Origin of the sequence: Inquilinus sp. NPDC058860, assembly GCF_042743185.1 — a bacterium.
GTDB lineage: Bacteria > Pseudomonadota > Alphaproteobacteria > DSM-16000 > Inquilinaceae > Inquilinus.
Window position 1 is genome coordinate 77380 of the sequence record NZ_JBHYMS010000003.1, and the last position, 16973, is coordinate 94352.

Here is a 16973-nt window from a genome sequence, read left to right on the forward strand (position 1 = left end):
ATCTCGCAAGCTGGAGAGGCAATGCGAGAGGGCAGCCCGCATCTTCTCAGCGACCGACCACGGTCTCCAGCACCTGCCCGCCGCGCTGGACGGCGATGCGCCAGGGGCCGCGCGAGCCGCGCAGCGCCGAATCCAGCGCCTCGGTGCTCTCGACCGCCTCGCCGTCGAGCCGCAGCAGCACGTCGCCCGGCTGCAGCCCCAGCCGCGCCGCCGGGCTGCGGGCGGCGATCGCGGTCACCACCACGCCCTTGCCCGCATTGCCGAGCCGCATCTCCTCCACCACGGCGGGCGAGACATTGATCACGGTGGCGCCGGCCAGGGGCGAGCGGCCGCCGAGCACCCGCTCGTCGCGCGGCGGGTCCTCCGGCGGCGCCTCGACCGGCAGCGCCAGCTCGGCCGTGTCCTTGCCGCGCCGCACTGTCAGCGTCGCCGTGGCGCCGAGGTCGAGCGTGGCCAGCCGGAAGCGCAGCGATTCCGGATCGTCGACCGCATGGCCGTCGACCGCCGCGACCACGTCGCCGACCTTGAGGCCGGCCCGCGCCGCCGGGCCGCCCGCGGCGATGCCGTTGACCAGCACGCCGGCCGGCCGGTCCAGGCCATAGGCCTCGGCCAGGCTGCGGTCGATCGCCTGGCCGTCGGCGCCGAGCCAGGGCCGCACCATCTTCTGCCCGGTCTCCGCCGCCCGCATCATGCTGCGCAGCATGTTGGCCGGGATGGCGAAGCCGATGCCGAGCGACCCGCCGGTGCGGCTGTAGATCGCCGTGTTGATGCCGACCAGCCGGCCCTTCATGTCGATCAGCGCGCCGCCGGAATTGCCGGGGTTCACCGCCGCGTCGGTCTGGATGAAGAAGTCGTAGTCGGAGATGCCCACGGCCGTGCGGGCGATGGCGGAGACGATGCCCATGGTCACGGTCTGGCCGACGCCGAAGGGATTGCCGATCGCCAGCACCAAGTCGCCAACCTCGAGCGCGTCGCTGTCGCCGAGCGGCAGCGACGGCAGCGACCGGCCGCCGAGGTCCTTGAGCCTGAGGAAGGCGAGGTCGGTGCGTTCGTCCGACAGCACCAGCTCGGCCTCGTATTCGGTGCGGTCGGCCAGCACCACGGTGATCTGGTCCGCGTCCTTGATCACATGGTGGTTGGTCACGACCAGCCCGTCCGCCGCCACCAGCACGCCGGAGCCGAGCGAGTTCTCGACCCGCTGCCGCGGCCGGCCGCCCGGCAGGTCGTTGCCGAAGAAGCGGCGGAAGAACGGATCGTCGAACAGCGGGTTCTGGCGCTCGACCACCATATGGCGGGCATAGATGTTGACCACGGCCGGCGCCGCGCTGCGCACCAGCGGCGCGAAGCTGAGGTCGATCTCGGCCCGGCTGGTCGGCACCACCGGCTCCGCCACGGCCGGCCCGGCCAGCAGGAGCAGCACCGCCGCCGCGGCGCCTGCGAAACGGAACATCCTTCCTCCATCCGCGGTCACGGGCGTGGGTCTAGCCGAGGCCCCCGCCGCCGTCCATGGGCCGGCATGCCGCGGAGGCAAGCGGGCTCGAACGGCGGCCCGTCACGGAGATGGGCCGATGGCGGCCTGGAACGGCGCCCGTCCTGATCTCGTTGCCATGGCATTCCCGCCCCAGCCAGGGAGATTGGTCATGAGGACCGCCCTTGCGCTGTCCCTCGTGGCGATCGCCGGTTCGATTCTGCTCGGGGCCTGCAGCAACGGCGAGAGCGAGCCCGCGGCGATGCCGGCATCGCCGGCCGCGGCGCCGCGGATCGATCCGGCCGACTATGTCCGGAGCACAGGCATGAGCGGCCTGTTCGAAGTCGAGTCCAGCCGGGTCGCGACCTCGCGGGCCCGCAGCGCGGATGTCGGGCGCTTCGCCCGGATGATGGTCCGGGACCACATCGTGGCCAATGCCAGGATCCGCCGCGCCGCGGCGGCGTCGGACCCGGCTTTGCAGCCGCCGACCGCGCTCGACCCGGAGCGCCGGGAGGAGCTGGCCGCGCTGAGATCGGCCGCGCGCCCGGACTTCGATCGCCTCTACATGCATGGCCAGATCGACGGGCATCAGAAGGCCCTGGAACTGCAGCAGAGCTACCGCGTGTCCGGCAGCGATCCCGGGCTGAAGGCGTTGGCGTCCGAGCTGAGCCCGATGGTCCAGCGCCATCTCGAAGAAGCGCTGACCATCCTGGTCGACCTCCGCTGAGCGGCCGTTCCGGAACGCCATAGGCCGATCCATGTCGCCCGGACTACGGTTCCGTGACCTCCCGCAGCAGGGCCAGCGCCTGCAGCAGGGCCGGCGACCGGTCGCCGCGGCGCCAGGCGGCGGCGATCCGGGCCTGGGGGGCGCGGCCGGCGAGGGGCAGGTAGCGCACGCCGTACGGCCGCAGCCGGCGCAGCGACGCCGGCACCAGCGACACGCCGAAGCCGGCCGCGACCAGCGACACGATCGCATGCATCTGGTGCGCCGATTGGGCGATCCGCGGCACGAAGCCGGCGGCGGCACAGGCCTCGAGGATCGCGGCGTGGAAGCCCGGCCCCTCGCCCTGCGGGAACATGACGAAGGGCTCGGCGGCGAGGTCGGAGAGGTCGATCCGGCCGACACCCGCCAGCCGATGGTCGGCCGGCACCACCGCGACCATCGGCTCGGCCCAGGCCGGGCGCTGGTCCAGCCCCTCGCCGTCCGGCAGCGGCGGGATGACGAAGCCGAGGTCGCCGCGGCCGCCGCGCAGCTCGTCGAGCTGCCGCATCGTCGTCGCCTCGCGCAGGTCCAGCGCCAGACCGGGATGACGCTCCCGCAGCGCCTTCAGCACCGGCGGCAGGCGCTCGAACATGGCGCTGCCGACGAAGGTGATGCGGAGCAGGCCGGTCAGCCCCTGCCCCGCCTGGCGCGCCACCGCCACCGCATGCTCGGCCTGGGCCAGGGTGCGGCGCGCCTCCTCCAGCAGCGCCGTGCCGGCCGGGGTCAGCGCCACCCGGCGGCGGCTGCGGTCGAACAGCGCCGCGCCGATCACATCCTCGAGCCGCCGCATCGCGGTGCTGAGCGGCGGCTGGGCCATGCCCAGGCGTTCGGCGGCACGGCGGACATGGCGCTCCTCGGCCACGGCGATGAACTGGCGCAGGAGGCAAAGCTCGATCATCGGCTGATACTCTTCAGATATCAGATGCTCATGATCTCATATTTGAAGTATGCGAAACACCGTCCCACCTTCCGTTCGTCGCAACGGGAGAACGGATCGATGGCACGAGTGGTGGTGGTCAGCGGCGGCGGCACGGGCATCGGCCTGGCGGTCGCCGGGCACTTCGCCGGGCAGGGCGAACAGGTGGTGATCCTGGGCCGCCGCGCCAGCGTGCTGGCGGCGGCGGTGGAGGCGATCGGGCGGCAGCATCCAAAGGCGCCGCCGGTGCTGCCGCTGGCGGGCGACCTGTCGCAGCCAGACCGGGTCGAGGCGCTGTGCCGGGAGATCGGCGAGCGCTTTCCCGCGGTCGACGTGCTGGTCCATGCCGCCGGCGGCAACGCCGTCCTGCAGGCGCCGCCGGGCCATTACGACGACGGTCTGGCCGGGGTGGCGCGGCGCTGGACCGACAACTTCGCCGGCAACGTGCTGTCCGCCGTGCTGCTGACCGAGGGGCTGCGCGACCGGCTGCGGGCGCCGGGCGGCCGGGTGGTGCTGATCGGCTCGATCGCCGCCTATCGCGGCTCCGGCGCCGGCTGCTACGGCGCCGCCAAGGCCGCGCTGCATCCCTATGGCTACGACCTGGCCGCAGCTCTCGGCCCGCGCGGCATCACCGTCAACATCGTCGCGCCCGGCTACATCCGCGACACCGGGTTCTTCGCCGACCGGCTGTCACCGGAACGGCAGGCGGCGCTGATCGCCGAGACCTCGACCCGCCGCGCCGGGGTGCCGGCCGACATCGCCGACGCCGTGGCCTGGCTGGCCTCGCCCGGCGCGGCCCACGTCACCGCCCAGGTGATCCAGGTCAATGGCGGCGCCGAACGCGGCCATTGATCCGGCACGTCCCAAGAAAAAGGCCCGGCTGAAGCCGGGCCTTGATCCATTCGTCGGTGCTTCGGCCGATCAGCCCTCGGCGCCCTCGGCCTCGGCCACGGCGGCCTTCAGCTCGGCGTCGCGCGCCTTGTCGGCCGCGCCCTTGGCGTCGCGGTCGCGGTCGACCAGCTCGATCACCGCCATCGGGGCGGCGTCGCCGTAGCGGAAGCCGGCCTTGAGCACGCGGGAGTAGCCGCCGCTGCGGGTCTTGTAGCGCTCGGCGATCACCGAGAACAGCTTGGTCACCACGTCGTCGTCGCGCAGCTGGGCATAGGCCAGGCGGCGATTGGCGAGGCCGCCCTTCTTGCCGAGGGTGATCAGCTTCTCGACGATCGGGCGCAGATCCTTCGCCTTCGGCAGGGTGGTCTTGATCTGCTCATGAGTGATCAACGCCGCCGCCATGTTGGCGAACATCGCCTTGCGATGGCTGCTGGTGCGGCTGAACTTACGTCCGGAAACGCCGTGACGCATGGCGATATCTCCTCATGGCTTGGCCCCCGCGGGGGTCCGATGGCGGAACCCGCCGCCTCTCCTTGCGGGAGAGAACGGCGGGGGTATCTCTCGATCAACCGTAGATCGGGCAGCCGATCAGAACGGCTCTTCGAGCTTCTTGGCGAGATCCTCGATGTTCTCCGGCGGCCAGTTCGGGATCTCCATGCCGAGATGGAGGCCCATGGTCGAGAGAACTTCCTTGATCTCGTTCAGCGACTTGCGGCCGAAGTTCGGGGTGCGGAGCATCTCCGCCTCGGTCTTCTGCACCAGGTCGCCGATATAGACGATGTTGTCGTTCTTCAGGCAGTTGGCCGAGCGCACCGACAGCTCGAGCTCGTCCACCTTCCGCAGCAGGTTGCGGTTGAACGGCATGTCCTCCGAGGTCTCCTCGCGGTGGTCGCGCGACGGCTCCTCGAAGTTGATGAACAGCTGCAGCTGGTCCTGCAGGATGCGGGCGGCGAGCGCCACCGAATCCTCCGGCGTCACCGCGCCGTTGGTCTCGATCGTCAGCGACAGCTTGTCGTAGTCGGTGACCTGGCCGACGCGGGTGTTCTCGACCTTGTACGAGACCTTGCGGATCGGGCTGTACAGGGCGTCGACCGGGATCAGGCCGATCGGCGCGTCCTCCGGCCGGTTCATGCTGGCCGGGACGTAGCCCTTGCCGGAATTGACCGTGAACTCCATCGCCAGCTTGGCGCCGTCGTCGAGGGTGCACAGCACCAGCTCGGGGTCCATGATCTCGATGTCCGGCCCGGTGACGATGTCGCCGGCCTTGACCACCTTCGGGCCCTCGGCGTTCAGCCGCATCTTCTTCGGGCCCTCGGCGTGCATGCGCAGCGACAGCGCCTTGACGTTGAGGACGATGTCGGTGACGTCCTCGCGGACGCCCGGGATCGACGAGAATTCGTGCAGCACGCCGTCGATGTGGATCGCGGTGACCGCGGCCCCCTGCAGCGAGGACAGCAGCACGCGGCGGACGGCGTTGCCGAGGGTCAGGCCGAAGCCGCGCTCGAGCGGGTCGGCGACCAGCGTCGCCTTGCGCTGCGGATCGTCGCCCGGCTGGACGTCGAGAGCGTTGGGCTTGATCAGTTCCTGCCAGTTGCGCTGAAGCACTGTGGTCTCAATCCTGTTCTGCCACGGAAGGCCGGATACGGCCGAAACGCCGGCGGGGTGAGCCCCCTTCCGATCCCATGCTTGGACCCTGTGGCACCTGGTCCTGTCCCGGATCGGCCGGCGGTACTGCGAAAAAGGCGGCGGCCCGCGCCGCCTCCATCCCGGCAAGGGGACGGGGCGGCGCGGGCCGGGCCGGCCTCAGACGCGACGCTTCTTGCGCGGACGGACGCCGTTGTGCGGGATCGGCGTGACGTCGCGGATCGAGGTGATCTGGAAGCCGACCGACTGCAGGGCGCGCAGGGCGCTCTCGCGGCCGGAACCGGGCCCCTTCACGTTGATCTCGAGCACGCGCATGCCGTGCTCCTGCGCCTTGCGGCCGGCATCCTCGGCGGCCATCTGGGCGGCATAGGGAGTCGACTTGCGGCTGCCCTTGAAGCCCATGCCACCGGCCGACGACCAGGCAATGGCGTTGCCCTGGGCGTCGGTGATGGTGATCACCGTGTTGTTGAAGGACGAGTTCACGTGGGCGACGCCCGAGGTGATGTTCTTGCGCTCGCGACGACGCAGACGGGCGTTCGCGGCGGCAGCTGCTGGCTTGGCCATGGTTCGCTCGCCTTCCGATTACTTCTTCTTGCCCGCGATGGGCTTCGCCGGACCCTTGCGGGTGCGGGCGTTGGTGTGGGTGCGCTGGCCGCGGACCGGCAGGCCCTTGCGGTGACGCAGGCCGCGATAGCAGCCGAGATCCATCAGGCGCTTGATGTTCATCGCGATCTCGCGACGCAGGTCGCCCTCGACCGTGAAGTCGGCGTCGATGGTCTCGCGGATGCGCAGGATCTCATCTTCGGTCAGCTCGTTGACGCGCCGGTCGGCCGGGATGCCGAGCTTGTCGATGATCGACTGGGCGGTGTGACGGCCGATCCCATGGATGTAGGTGAGCGCGATCAGGACGCGCTTCTGGGTCGGGATATTGACGCCGGCAATACGTGCCACGTCGCTCTCCTTGCGGTTGCCACCTTCGGCGCCGCCGCTGCCCTGCCCCACCGGGGCCTGGCCTGCAACGCCGGGTCTGCTGGTTCATGTCTGCCCGCGGGCCGGAGCGGCCACGCGAACGCCTTGTGCTTCGGGGCCCTCGGGCTCCGAAGCGCGCGGAGTATAGTGATGATTGGAGCAGAGTCAACCGCCGGGATTCGCGATCGGAATCCGCGCGGTCAGGGTCGACAGCGACCGAACCATAGCCGGGACCGGTCCGGCTTGTCACCTGCGCAATTGTGATCATTTTCTTGAGCATGGCCGATGCGCCGGCCGATCGCCTGAGGGAGACGGACGATGCAGAACATGCCGGTCCTTCGCGCCCTTGCCGCCAACTGGGGCGCCATCGCGCTGCGCGGCATCCTGGCCATCCTGTTCGGGGTCCTGGCCTGGCTGTGGCCGGGCATCACCCTGGCCGTGCTGATCATCCTCTACGCCGCCTATGCGCTGGTCGACGGGGTGATGGGCATCGTCGTCGGCATCCGCGGCCGGAACTGGGGCTACGCCCTGCTCGGGGTCGCCGGCGTCGCCGCCGGGATCATCGCCGCGGTCTGGCCGCTGCTGACCGCGATCGTGCTGGTCATCATCATCGCCGTCTGGGCGATCGTGATCGGGGTGATGGAGATCGTCACCGCCATCCGCCTGCGCAACGAGATCGAGGGCGAGTGGCTGCTGGCGCTGACCGGCGCGCTGTGGGTGCTGTTCGGCGCCTACGCCCTGTTCTTCCCGGGTGCCGGGGCGCTGTCGCTGGTCTGGCTGATCGGCACCTGGGCCATCGTCATCGGGGTGCTGGAACTGACCCTGGCCTTCCGCCTGCGCCGCCTGGCCCGGCACCACGGCGGCACCGCCGCGCCGGCGTGACGTCCCGACCGCGTGACGCCGCCCGGGCCCCGTGCCACCCTGCCCGCATCGGAATCGCGAGGAGCGTCGCCATGGCATCGGGGCTGATCGAATACGAGGAAGCGTCGCCGGAGGTCCGCGCCGTCTATGACGACATCATGACCGTCCGCCGGATCGACAGGGTCAACAACTTCTGGAAGGCGCTGGCGATGCATCCGCCGACGCTGAAGCGGACCTGGGAGAGCCTGAAGGAGGTGATGGCGCCCGGCGCGCTCGACCCGCTGGTGAAGGAGATGGTGTATCTCGCGGTCAGCGCCACCAATGGCTGCGGCTACTGCATCGCCTCGCACAGCGCGGCGGCGCGCAAGGCCGGGATGACCGACGAGATGCTGGGCGAGCTCCTCGCCGTGGTCGGCATGGCGAACGAGACCAACCGCCTGGCGAACGGCCTGCAGGTGCCGATCGACGAGGCGTTCCGGCGAGCGGAGTGATGGCACGGCCGGACGGCCTGCCTTGCCTGGACGGGCAGCCATGCAGGATGGAAATTTTATTCCGATAATTCGGAAGATAATTTTCCTCTGCCGAAATATTATAATGACTCGAGATAATCCTGGAAGCGGAGTTCTTTCATAAAGATTTATATATTCTGGCTTACAAAAAAGTAAATATTTCGGCTTGCCCGGCCGGATATATGGTTTTTCGAACCAATATTTCTCACCAGATCTGTTTTAGAGGGCACCGCCATGAAGTTATGGCTTCCTTTGGCCTGCGCCGCTTTCGCCTCGACTGCGGCGCAGGCGAATTCCAACCTGTTTGAACTCTGCAACGAATCGTTCCGCGAGCTCTCGCCGGCAGAGCAGCAACTGGTCGTCAGCAAAGGCTGCGCTCTCGAGCCGGCCGGCCAGGCCATCAATGTCGCGTCCTTGCCCGACGGCAGCGGGACTGGGACTGGGACTGGGACTGGGACGGGAACCGGCAGCGGCACCGGTTCCACCGGTGGATCGAGCGCGGCCGGCGGCAGCAACGGCGGCGGTTCGTCGGGTGGCGGCAGCGGCGGCTCGCAGGGCGGAGGGGGCGGCGGCGGCTCGGGTAGCGGCGGGTCCGGAGGTGGCGGGTCCGGTGGAGGCTCCGGAGGCGGAGGTGGGTCCGGCGGCGGGTCCGGCGGTGGCGGGTCCGGCGGTGGCTCCGGCAGCGGCAATGGTGGCGGCATCAATGTCGGGGTCGGCGGCGGCGCCACCGGCAACGGCGGCGGCATCAATGTCGGCGTCGGCAGCGGATCCGGCAGCAACAACAGCGGCGGCGTCAATGTCGGCGCAGGCGGCGGCGCCTCGCACAACTCCGGGGGCGTCAATGTCGGCGTCGGCAGCGGCGCCGCCTCGACCAACAGCGGCGGCATCAATGCCGGTGTCGGGACCGGCGCCGCGTCGAGCAACAGCGGCGGGGTGAATGTCGGCCTCGGCGGCAAGGCCGCGTCCGGCAATTCCTCCGGCATCAACGCCGGTGTCGGCAGCACCGCCGCTTCCGGCAACACCGGCGGCGTCAATGTCGGCCTCGGCGGCAAGACGGCGTCCGGCAATTCCTCCGGCGTCAATGCCGGCCTCGGAACCGGTGCCGCCTCGACCAACGCCGGCAGCGTGAATGTCGGCGTCGGCGGCAAGGCGTCCTCCGGCAACACCGGCGGCATCAATGCCGGGCTCGGCACCAGCGCGGCCTCGACCAACAGCGGCGGCCTGAATGTCGGCCTCGGCGGCAAGGCGGCCTCGGGCAACACGGGCGGCATCAATGTCGGCATCGGCGACGACGGCACCGGTGCCGCCAGCACCAACAAGGGCGGCATCAGTATCGGCCTGGGCGGCAGGAACGGCATCGGCGTGAGCCTGGGCGGGCACGAGAGCGGCATCAGCATCGGCGGCGCCAGGCTCGGCGGCGCCCGCCACTGATATCGAGACTCCGGAGAAGGCGGGGCCGGCGTCGAGACGCCGGCCCTTCGCCGTCGGCCGGTGCGGCTTGACAGCTCGCCCCTCGCCGCGAACCATCCGGGCCCGCCTCCGGAGTGAACCATGCCCCCCTATGCCGGCATCGCCACCTTCCTCAACGCCCCGCATCGCCGCCGGCCCGAGGGCGGCCGTCCCGCCGCCGCGGTGCTGGGCCTGCCCTTCGATTTCGGCACCACCAACCGGCCCGGGTCGCGCTTCGGCCCGAACGCGATCCGCGCCGCGAGCCGGACGCTGACCGGCGACGACCACCCCGACCTGGAGCTGAGCCCGGAGGAGCGGCTGGACCTTTACGACGCCGGCGACGCCGCGCCGATCACCGCCGACATCGCCGGCAGCCTGGAGGCGATCCGGACCGCGGCGGCGGAGCAGATCGGCGCCGGCGCCCGCCTCCTGGCCCTCGGCGGCGACCATACCGTCACCCTCCCGCTCCTAGAGGCGACGGCGGCGAAGCACGGCCCGCTGGCGCTGATGCAGTTCGACGCGCATGTCGACACCTGGGCCGGCACGCCCTCAGCCCGGATCTATCACGGCTCGTGGCTGCGCCATGCGATCGAGCGCGGCCTGGTCGACCCGCGGGCCACGGTTCAGGTCGGGCTGCACAGCCCGGTCGACCGCGCCACCGCCGCCTGGACCCGGGACCAGGGCGTCACCGGCCTGTCCGCCGAGAGCGTCCATCTCGACGGCATCGACCGGACCGTGGAGCGGATCCGCGCCGTGCTCGGCGACCGGCCGGCCTATCTGACCTTCGACATCGACGGCATCGACCCCGGCCTGGCGCCCGGCGTCGCCTGCCCGGAGGCCGGCGGCCTGTTCCCGTGGCAGGCGCTGGCGCTGCTGCGCCGCCTGGGCGATATCGGCTGGGTCGGGGCGGACGTGGTCGAGACCTGCCCGCCCTACGACCAGGGCGACGTCACCGCCGTGCTGGCCGCCACCATCGGCTGGACCTGGCTGTGCCTGCTGGCGGCGCGGACGCCGCTCGCCTAAGCCCGAACGCCTCGGAGACCGTTTGGAAATGCGCTGGCGTGAGTCGGCTGGCGGTGATTTCGAGAACCGGCGCGCAGCGGACGTTTGAGTCCGTGAGCACCGGAAGCGCTCGAGTCCGCCGTCAGACGGCCGCGCCAGTGCGTTTCCAAACGGTCTCTCAGTCCAGCACGGCGTAGCCGCGGCGAATCATGCAGTTCCGCACCACGTCGCGGGTGCTGGTGGCGGCGGAGGCGCCGCCGCCGACCGCGCCGCTGAGGCCGCCGACCCCGGCGCCGATCGCCGCGCCGCGTCCGACATTGCCGGTGAAGGCGCCGATGATCGCACCGCCCGCCGCGCCGACCGCACCGCCGACCAGCGCCCCGCCGACGGTGCGGCCGCCGGCATCGACCTGCTTGGCGAGCTGCTGGCACTGGCCCAGGTCGTATTCGTAGTTGCGTCCGCCGGCGACCGAGGTCGCGGGGTCGATGATCGGCCGCACCTGGTCGGCGCAGCCGGCGAGGCCCAGAGCCACGACGGCGAAAACGGCTGCCCTGTTCAAGCCCATATCACTCTCTCCCTCGATCGAAACGGCGCTTCGACAATATCATAACCAAATGGGACCATAGTCGGGCCGGGACCACATGCCCCGGCACCGTCCGCAAAGCATAACATAACCGTAACATCCGGCTTGTAGGGTCGGCGGCATCGCACCCATCGCAGCCGGCGAGGCCCGCATGACCAGTTCCGTGCTCGACACCAGGCCGTCAGGAGGGCTCAGCCGGCTGACGCCGCTGGCCGTCGTCGCCCTGCTCGTCATCGGCGTCATCTATGCCGGCTGGAGCCTGGTCAACGACCTGGGCGAGGTGCATTCGCCGAGCCTGCTGCCCTTCATCCTGCTCGGCATCGCCCTGCTGATCGCGCTCGGCTTCGAGTTCGTCAACGGCTTCCACGACACCGCCAATGCGGTGGCGACGGTGATCTACACCAACTCGCTGCCGCCGACGGTGGCGGTGATCTGGTCCGGCTTCTTCAACTTCCTGGGCGTGCTGACCTCCACCGGCATCGTCGCCTTCGGCATCATCTCGCTGCTGCCGGTGGAGCTGATCCTTCAGGTCGGCAGCAACGCCGGCTTCGCCATGGTGTTCGCCCTGCTGATCGCCGCGATCATCTGGAATGTCGGCACCTGGTATTTCGGCCTGCCCTCCTCCTCCTCGCACACGCTGATCGGCTCGATCATCGGCGTCGGGGTGATGAACCAGCTGATGGCCATCCCCGGCACCGGCACCAGCGGCGTGGACTGGTCGCAGGCGACGACCATCGGCAAGTCCCTGCTGCTGTCGCCGCTGGTCGGCTTCGCCGCCGCGGCGCTGCTGCTGCTGGCCGCCAAGGCGCTGATCAAGCGGCCGGAGCTGTACCGCGCGCCGGAGGGCAGCAAGCCGCCGCCGCTGTGGATCCGCGGTCTCCTGGTCCTGACCTGCACCGGCGTCAGCTTCGCCCATGGCTCGAATGACGGGCAGAAGGGCATGGGGCTGATCATGCTGATCCTGATCGGCACCGTACCCACCGCCTACGCCCTGAACCGGGCGATGCCGGAGGCGCAGATCGCCGCCTTCGCCCAGGTGTCGGACCAGGCGGCCGGGGTGCTGGCCCGCTATGCCGGCGACGCGGCTGCGCCGGCCGATGCGCGGGCCGCGGTGACCGCCTATGTCCGCGACCGGGCCCTGGCGCCCGAGACCGTGCCGGCGCTGGTCGCCCTGACGCAGGAGATCGACCGCAGCGTCGCCGGCCGCAGCTCGCTGGCCGCGGTGCCGAACGAGCAGGTCGGCAATATCCGCAACGACATGTACCTGGCCTCGGAGGCGCTGAAGCTGATGGCGAAGGCCGGCGCCCCCGCCTTCGCCGCCGAGGACGGCAAGGTGCTGACCCAGTATCGCGGCTATCTCGACCAGGCCACGAAGTTCATTCCGGACTGGGTCAAGGTCGCGGTGGCCATCGCTTTGGGCCTCGGCACCATGGTCGGCTGGAAGCGCATCGTCGTCACCGTCGGCGAGAAGATCGGCAAGGAGCACCTGACCTACGCCCAGGGCGGCTCGGCCGAGCTGGTGGCGATGGCGACGATCGGCGCCGCCGACATGTACGGTCTGCCGGTCAGCACCACCCATGTGCTGTCCTCCGGCGTCGCCGGCACCATGGCGGCGAACCGCTCCGGCCTGCAATGGGGCACCATCCGCAACCTGATCATGGCCTGGGTGATGACCCTGCCGGCCTCGATCGCCCTGGCCGCCGCCCTCTACTGGCTGCTGCGGCACCTGTTCTGATCCGGGACCGGGAGGACCGGGATTTGCACGGGACGCGTCCGCCCGTCACCTTCCGGTTCGGCGACGCCATCGCCGCCGCTTACCGCTTCGACCCCGAGTCGGGCGCCTGCCGCCAGACCGGGGTCGATCCGCTGCCGGAGGCGGGCGAGGGCTGGGTCTGGCTGCATCTGAAGCTGACCGACGCCCGCGCCCGGCATTGGCTGGCCCGCCACGGCGCCCTGCCCCCGGCCGTGGCGCAATGGCTGCTGGAGGGGCCCGACCGGGTGCAGATGCAGCAGCTGGACGGCTGGCTGGTCGGCGCCGCCAACGGGCTGCACCACGACTTCGCCTTCGAGCCGGACCAGATCAGCCGCCTTCGCTTCTGCGTCGGGCCGACCCTTCTGGTCACCGGCCGGCGCCATCCGCTGCGGGTCGTCGACGAGATCCGGCGCAGCCTGGATGCCGGCAGCGCGCCGGAGACGGCGCTCGGCATGCTGGCCCTGATCGCCGGGCAACTGGCGGCGGAGGCCGAGACGACGGTCGAGAAGCTGATGGACGAGGTCGACGGCATCGAGGACCGGGTGCTGGACGACCGGTCGACCAGCCATACGATCGAGGATCGCCAGGCCCTGGGCCGCATCCGCCGCCGCGCCGCGACCCTGCGCCGCCATCTGCTGCCCGAGGGCACCGTGGTCGCCGCAGGCCTGGACGACCTGCCGGGCTGGGCCGATCCGGCCGGCCGCGCCGGGCTGGCCGCCGCCGCCGAACGCTTCCGCCGCGTCGCCCGCAGCATCGACGAGGTGATCGACCGCACCCGGCTGATGCAGGAGGAGCTCGCGGCGCAGCGGGCGGAGGCGATGAACCGCAGCCTGCTGGTCATGGCGGTGCTGACCGCGATCTTCCTGCCCATGACTCTGATCACCGGCATCTTCGGCATGAACGTCGCCGGCCTGCCGGGCCTCGAGGATGCCTCGGCTTTCCTGTGGGTGATGCTGCTGATCCTGGCCGCCGGCGTGGCGACGTTGGCGCTGATGTTCTGGCGAAGGATGTTTTAGGACCGCGCCTTATTCCGCCGCGGTGCGGTTTCCGATCGCCGGCAGGTTGCGCAGCAGCAGGCGCACCAGCTCCGACTGCCGGTTGGTGCGGGTCTTGATGAAGATCTTCTTGAGATGGTTGCGGATGGTCTCGTAGCTGACGTCGAGGCGGGTCGCGATCTCCTTCAGCGACAGGCCGGCCGCCAGCTCTCCGGCGATCCGCGCCTCGGTCGCGGTCAGGCCGTACAGCCGCCTAAGCTCCGGCTGCGACAGCTGGTTGGCCGGCGTCGGCGCGGCGATGAAGATCGCCGCCTTGGGCGCGGTCAGGCTGAGCAGCGGCCGGTTGCGGCTGACCGGCGAGACCAGCACCGCAAGCTGGTCGCCGCCCGCAGAGTCCGACAGGGTCAGCCCGCCGCCCGGTTCGAGCCGCGGGTCGTCGAGGATGATCGAGGCCGAGGCGATCAGCTGGCGCAGCTTCGCGGTCTCGCCGGGCTGGGTGGCGCAGATCAGGCCGCGCTGGTCGATCCGCAGCGCGGTGCCGGCCCGCAGCAGCACCTCGGCCGCCCGGTTTGAGAAGGAGACCCGGCCGGTGGGGTCGGTCAGGATCACGCCGATCGAGAGGCGGTCGAGGCCGGTCTCGAGCGCGTCGCGCTGGGTGACCACGTCGCCGAGCCGCTGGTGGATCTGGGCGGCGCGGGCGAAATGCGGCAGCAGCCGCCGCATCACCCCCGCCAGACGCTCCGTCTCCTCGGCCGCCATCGGCTCGGCATGCAGCACGCTGATATGGGCCGAGACCCCGCCGCGGCGCAGGAAGGTGCCGCCGACGCCTGACAGCAGTTGCTGCGGCCGCAGCCAGTCGGAATAGAATTCGGTCCGCTCCAGCGTGCCGCGCGGCACCAGCATGTCGCTGACCGTGACCTCGCCGACGGCACGGTTCAGGACCCGCTCGCTCCAGGGGTTCAGACGCCAGAAATGCTGGGCATAGCTGTCGAGGAAGGCCGCATCCCAGTGGCTGGTCGCGGCCAGCGCCTCGAAGGCCGCGGTCTCGGCGTCGTCGGATTCGTGCAGCAGGTACAGGCTGGCATGGCCGTCGGCGAACATGCCGGCGAGATCGTTGAGAACCGAGTCCCACAGGCCGTGGTCGAGCGCCGCGTCGTAGATTCTCGCGATGAGGTCCGGGAGATCATCCGCCATTTCGGGAACGATCCTCGACTGGACACCGAACGAACCGGCCTTGCGCCGCGGCATCTGGCCGGTTTCACCGGCCCGTCGAGGAACATAGTCCATTTGGGTCAGGTTGCCACCCTCAATTTGCAGATAGGACTGGAATGGGTTTTCAGTCATCCTGTGGGTGTTTCAAGAGCATAGAGATTACAGACACCCACGAAGATTGATACAATTTTTATTCAATCCGAGGAATTTCGTTCAGAAATCAGAAGGCCGAGCGGCTCGTCCGGGGAGGTTCAACCGAGGGCGACGTGCAGACCGACGGCATTCAGGGACAGGCCACACCCGTTCGGTGTGGCCTGTCTCGCGTCCGGGCCCCGCCTCCTATTCCGGCACCGTCACCGAGAACCTGATGCCGGCGTACCAGGCGGCGAGATCGGCGATGTCCTGGTCGCTCAGCGGCTTGGCGATGACCGACATCTGCGGATCGGTGCGCTCGCCGCTGCGGAAGGCCCTCAACTGCTTTTCGAGATAGATCGGGCTCTCGCCGGCGATGTTCGGCACGTTCGGCATCTTCGCCAGGCCATTGAGCCCGTGGCAGGCCGTGCATTGCCGCGCCTTGGCCCGGCCGGCGGCGCTGTCGCCGGCCGCCCAGGCCGCGTCAGGCGCCGCCGTCCCGGCAACCGCCAGCAGGGCCAGCCCCGCCTGCATTCCCTTGAGCATGACCCTGCCTCCCGTCGGCCTCGTCTCAGCCTTCATGCCAGATGCGGTAGATCGCGCCGGCGAAGTCGTCGGAGACCAGCAGCGAACCGTCCGGCAGCTGGGCGACGTCGACCGGCCGGCCGAAATACTCGCCGGTGTCGGCCAGCCAGCCCTCGGCGAACACCTCGGTCGCGCCGGCGCTGCCGTCCGGCTTCACCGGGGTGAACATGATCCGCGCCCCGACCGGCGTCGTGCGGTTCCAGGAGCCGTGCTGGGCCGAGAACACGCCGCCGCGATACTGCTCCGGGAATGTCTTGCCGGTGTAGAACACCATGCCGAGATCGGCCGCATGCGCGTCCGTCTCGACCACCGGCGGCACCGCATCGGCCGGCGGATCGCTGTCCTTGTACTCGGTGGTGCGGACGGTGCCGCCGCCATACCAGGGGAAGCCGAAATGCTGGCCGGCGGCGGTGATGCGGTTCAGCTCGCCCGGCGGGGTGTCGTCGCCCATGCCGTCGACCTGGTTGTCCGTGAACCACAGCTCGCCATTGGCCGGGTTGAAGTCCATGCCGACCGAGTTGCGGATGCCGCGCGCGAACACCTCGCGCCCGGTGCCGTCCCGCGCCATTCGGATGATGCCGCCGATGCCAGCCTCGCCGTACAGCGCGGCCTTTTCCGGCGGCGGCACGTTGAAGGGCTGGCCGAGCGTAACGTACAGCTTGTTGTCCGGGCCCACCCGGCAGGCCCGCGCGCCGTGGTTGAAGGACTCCTCGGCGGCCGGGATCAGCGTCTCCGCCACCACGCCGATCGCCGTGTCCGGCCCCTCGTAGAAGAACTCGGCCGCCGGGAAGACCAGCAGGCGGTTGTGCTCGACGACGTGCAGGAAGCCGTCCTTGGAGAAGCAGACCCCGTTCGGCACCTTGAGGTCGACCGAGGGCGCGAACACCTTCACCTCGTCCGCCACCCGGTCCTTGTTGCGGTCGGTCACGGCCCAGACCTGGGTCTTGCGGGTGCCGACGAAGACCATGCCGGTGCTGGGGCCGACCGCCATGTGCCGTGCGTCCGGCACCACGGCGTACAGCCCGATCCTGAAGCCCGGCGGCAGCTTCACCTGCTGCAGGTTGGTCCGGATCTGGTCGGCGTAGTCGCCGCCCTGCGGCACCGTCTCCAGCTGCAGCGAGGTGCCGGTGACCTTGAAGTCCTGCAGCTTCTTGATGTTGTCGGCTTGGCCGAAGGCGCCGCCCGAGACCGCGACCATGACGCTTGCCAGCAGAACCGCACGAATCCCTTTCATGGCGTCT

General features: G+C 70.2%; 18 protein-coding genes. 8 read left to right on the top strand and 10 right to left on the bottom strand.

Annotation, left to right across the window (positions count from 1 at the left end; translation table 11 throughout):
* Positions 1-46: 46 nt before the first annotated feature.
* Positions 47-1450 carry a Do family serine endopeptidase gene (locus ACFW16_RS03125; protein WP_380301771.1) on the bottom strand — a complete coding sequence of 468 codons (1404 nt, stop codon included), beginning with the start codon at positions 1448-1450 and terminating at the stop codon, positions 47-49.
* Between the two features lie 190 nt (positions 1451-1640).
* Here ACFW16_RS03125 and ACFW16_RS03130 point away from each other — a divergent pair, with 190 nt between their 5' ends.
* Positions 1641-2195, top strand: a complete 555-nt coding sequence (locus tag ACFW16_RS03130; protein ID WP_380301773.1) for a DUF4142 domain-containing protein — start codon at positions 1641-1643, stop codon at positions 2193-2195.
* Between the two features lie 43 nt (positions 2196-2238).
* Here the strand turns inward: ACFW16_RS03130 and ACFW16_RS03135 are convergent, their stop codons facing one another.
* Complete coding sequence (locus tag ACFW16_RS03135) at positions 2239-3129, bottom strand: LysR family transcriptional regulator (protein ID WP_380301775.1); 891 nt, start codon at positions 3127-3129, stop codon at positions 2239-2241.
* Positions 3130-3228: 99 nt separating this feature from the next.
* Between ACFW16_RS03135 and ACFW16_RS03140 the strand changes: the two genes are divergently transcribed.
* Positions 3229-3999, top strand: a complete 771-nt coding sequence (locus ACFW16_RS03140; protein WP_380301777.1) for an SDR family NAD(P)-dependent oxidoreductase — start codon at positions 3229-3231, stop codon at positions 3997-3999.
* Between the two features lie 69 nt (positions 4000-4068).
* On the opposite strand, the gene rplQ is transcribed toward ACFW16_RS03140, so the two are convergent.
* From rplQ to rpsM, 4 genes are all read right to left on the bottom strand, one after another.
* Positions 4069-4509: a 50S ribosomal protein L17 gene (gene rplQ, locus ACFW16_RS03145; protein ID WP_380301779.1), complete on the bottom strand. Its 441-nt coding sequence runs from the start codon at positions 4507-4509 to the stop codon at positions 4069-4071.
* A 117-nt stretch (positions 4510-4626) separates the two neighbouring features.
* Positions 4627-5643, bottom strand: a complete 1017-nt coding sequence (locus tag ACFW16_RS03150; RefSeq protein WP_380301781.1) for a DNA-directed RNA polymerase subunit alpha — start codon at positions 5641-5643, stop codon at positions 4627-4629.
* A 198-nt stretch (positions 5644-5841) separates the two neighbouring features.
* On the bottom strand, positions 5842-6246 hold the full coding sequence (gene rpsK / locus ACFW16_RS03155; protein WP_088152866.1) for a 30S ribosomal protein S11: 405 nt from the start codon (positions 6244-6246) through the stop codon (positions 5842-5844).
* An 18-nt stretch (positions 6247-6264) separates the two neighbouring features.
* Positions 6265-6633 carry a 30S ribosomal protein S13 gene (rpsM, locus tag ACFW16_RS03160; RefSeq protein WP_380302027.1) on the bottom strand — a complete coding sequence of 123 codons (369 nt, stop codon included), beginning with the start codon at positions 6631-6633 and terminating at the stop codon, positions 6265-6267.
* A gap of 336 nt (positions 6634-6969) precedes the next feature.
* Here rpsM and ACFW16_RS03165 point away from each other — a divergent pair, with 336 nt between their 5' ends.
* From ACFW16_RS03165 to ACFW16_RS03180, 4 genes are all read left to right on the top strand, one after another.
* Positions 6970-7533, top strand: coding sequence for an HdeD family acid-resistance protein (locus ACFW16_RS03165; protein ID WP_380301784.1), 564 nt, complete (start codon positions 6970-6972; stop codon positions 7531-7533).
* Between the two features lie 71 nt (positions 7534-7604).
* A complete protein-coding gene (locus tag ACFW16_RS03170) occupies positions 7605-8003 on the top strand; it encodes a carboxymuconolactone decarboxylase family protein (protein ID WP_380301786.1) in 399 nt (132 codons plus the stop codon).
* Positions 8004-8255: 252 nt separating this feature from the next.
* Positions 8256-9452 (top strand): hypothetical protein, encoded by a 1197-nt coding sequence (locus ACFW16_RS03175; RefSeq protein ID WP_380301788.1) that lies wholly within the window; start codon positions 8256-8258, stop codon positions 9450-9452.
* Positions 9453-9572: 120 nt separating this feature from the next.
* Complete coding sequence (locus tag ACFW16_RS03180) at positions 9573-10493, top strand: arginase family protein (protein WP_380301790.1); 921 nt, start codon at positions 9573-9575, stop codon at positions 10491-10493.
* A 157-nt stretch (positions 10494-10650) separates the two neighbouring features.
* On the opposite strand, the gene ACFW16_RS03185 is transcribed toward ACFW16_RS03180, so the two are convergent.
* Positions 10651-11037, bottom strand: coding sequence for a glycine zipper family protein (locus ACFW16_RS03185; RefSeq protein ID WP_380301792.1), 387 nt, complete (start codon positions 11035-11037; stop codon positions 10651-10653).
* 169 nt (positions 11038-11206) lie between these two features.
* On the opposite strand from ACFW16_RS03185, the gene ACFW16_RS03190 reads away from it, so the two are divergent.
* Entirely contained in the window at positions 11207-12790 is a 1584-nt protein-coding gene (locus tag ACFW16_RS03190) for an inorganic phosphate transporter (protein ID WP_380301794.1), read from the top strand.
* Positions 12791-12813: 23 nt separating this feature from the next.
* Positions 12814-13824: a CorA family divalent cation transporter gene (locus ACFW16_RS03195; protein WP_380301796.1), complete on the top strand. Its 1011-nt coding sequence runs from the start codon at positions 12814-12816 to the stop codon at positions 13822-13824.
* Between the two features lie 9 nt (positions 13825-13833).
* On the opposite strand, the gene ACFW16_RS03200 is transcribed toward ACFW16_RS03195, so the two are convergent.
* The 3 genes from ACFW16_RS03200 to ACFW16_RS03210 all read right to left on the bottom strand — a co-directional run bounded on the left by ACFW16_RS03200 (position 13834) and on the right by ACFW16_RS03210 (position 16966).
* Positions 13834-14997, bottom strand: a complete 1164-nt coding sequence (locus tag ACFW16_RS03200) for a LuxR C-terminal-related transcriptional regulator (protein WP_380301798.1) — start codon at positions 14995-14997, stop codon at positions 13834-13836.
* Between the two features lie 357 nt (positions 14998-15354).
* Complete coding sequence (locus ACFW16_RS03205; RefSeq protein WP_380301800.1) at positions 15355-15693, bottom strand: c-type cytochrome; 339 nt, start codon at positions 15691-15693, stop codon at positions 15355-15357.
* Positions 15694-15718: 25 nt separating this feature from the next.
* Positions 15719-16966: a PQQ-dependent sugar dehydrogenase gene (locus tag ACFW16_RS03210; RefSeq protein ID WP_380301802.1), complete on the bottom strand. Its 1248-nt coding sequence runs from the start codon at positions 16964-16966 to the stop codon at positions 15719-15721.
* Between the last annotated feature and the right edge of the window lie 7 nt (positions 16967-16973).

Bases quoted from the DNA above. Each gene is read 5' to 3' on its own strand.
- ACFW16_RS03170 (WP_380301786.1), top strand. From the start codon at position 7,605: ATGGCATCGGGGCTGATCGAATACGAGGAAGCGTCGCCGGAGGTCCGC.
- rpsK (WP_088152866.1), bottom strand. From the start codon at position 6,246: ATGGCCAAGCCAGCAGCTGCCGCCGCGAACGCCCGTCTGCGTCGTCGC.
- rplQ (WP_380301779.1), bottom strand. From the start codon at position 4,509: ATGCGTCACGGCGTTTCCGGACGTAAGTTCAGCCGCACCAGCAGCCAT.
- ACFW16_RS03135 (WP_380301775.1), bottom strand. From the start codon at position 3,129: ATGATCGAGCTTTGCCTCCTGCGCCAGTTCATCGCCGTGGCCGAGGAG.
- ACFW16_RS03175 (WP_380301788.1), top strand. From the start codon at position 8,256: ATGAAGTTATGGCTTCCTTTGGCCTGCGCCGCTTTCGCCTCGACTGCG.
- ACFW16_RS03125 (WP_380301771.1), bottom strand. From the start codon at position 1,450: ATGTTCCGTTTCGCAGGCGCCGCGGCGGCGGTGCTGCTCCTGCTGGCC.
- ACFW16_RS03165 (WP_380301784.1), top strand. From the start codon at position 6,970: ATGCAGAACATGCCGGTCCTTCGCGCCCTTGCCGCCAACTGGGGCGCC.
- ACFW16_RS03140 (WP_380301777.1), top strand. From the start codon at position 3,229: ATGGCACGAGTGGTGGTGGTCAGCGGCGGCGGCACGGGCATCGGCCTG.
- ACFW16_RS03210 (WP_380301802.1), bottom strand. From the start codon at position 16,966: ATGAAAGGGATTCGTGCGGTTCTGCTGGCAAGCGTCATGGTCGCGGTC.
- ACFW16_RS03205 (WP_380301800.1), bottom strand. From the start codon at position 15,693: ATGCTCAAGGGAATGCAGGCGGGGCTGGCCCTGCTGGCGGTTGCCGGG.
- ACFW16_RS03180 (WP_380301790.1), top strand. From the start codon at position 9,573: ATGCCCCCCTATGCCGGCATCGCCACCTTCCTCAACGCCCCGCATCGC.
- ACFW16_RS03190 (WP_380301794.1), top strand. From the start codon at position 11,207: ATGACCAGTTCCGTGCTCGACACCAGGCCGTCAGGAGGGCTCAGCCGG.
- ACFW16_RS03130 (WP_380301773.1), top strand. From the start codon at position 1,641: ATGAGGACCGCCCTTGCGCTGTCCCTCGTGGCGATCGCCGGTTCGATT.
- ACFW16_RS03200 (WP_380301798.1), bottom strand. From the start codon at position 14,997: ATGGCGGATGATCTCCCGGACCTCATCGCGAGAATCTACGACGCGGCG.
- ACFW16_RS03185 (WP_380301792.1), bottom strand. From the start codon at position 11,037: ATGGGCTTGAACAGGGCAGCCGTTTTCGCCGTCGTGGCTCTGGGCCTC.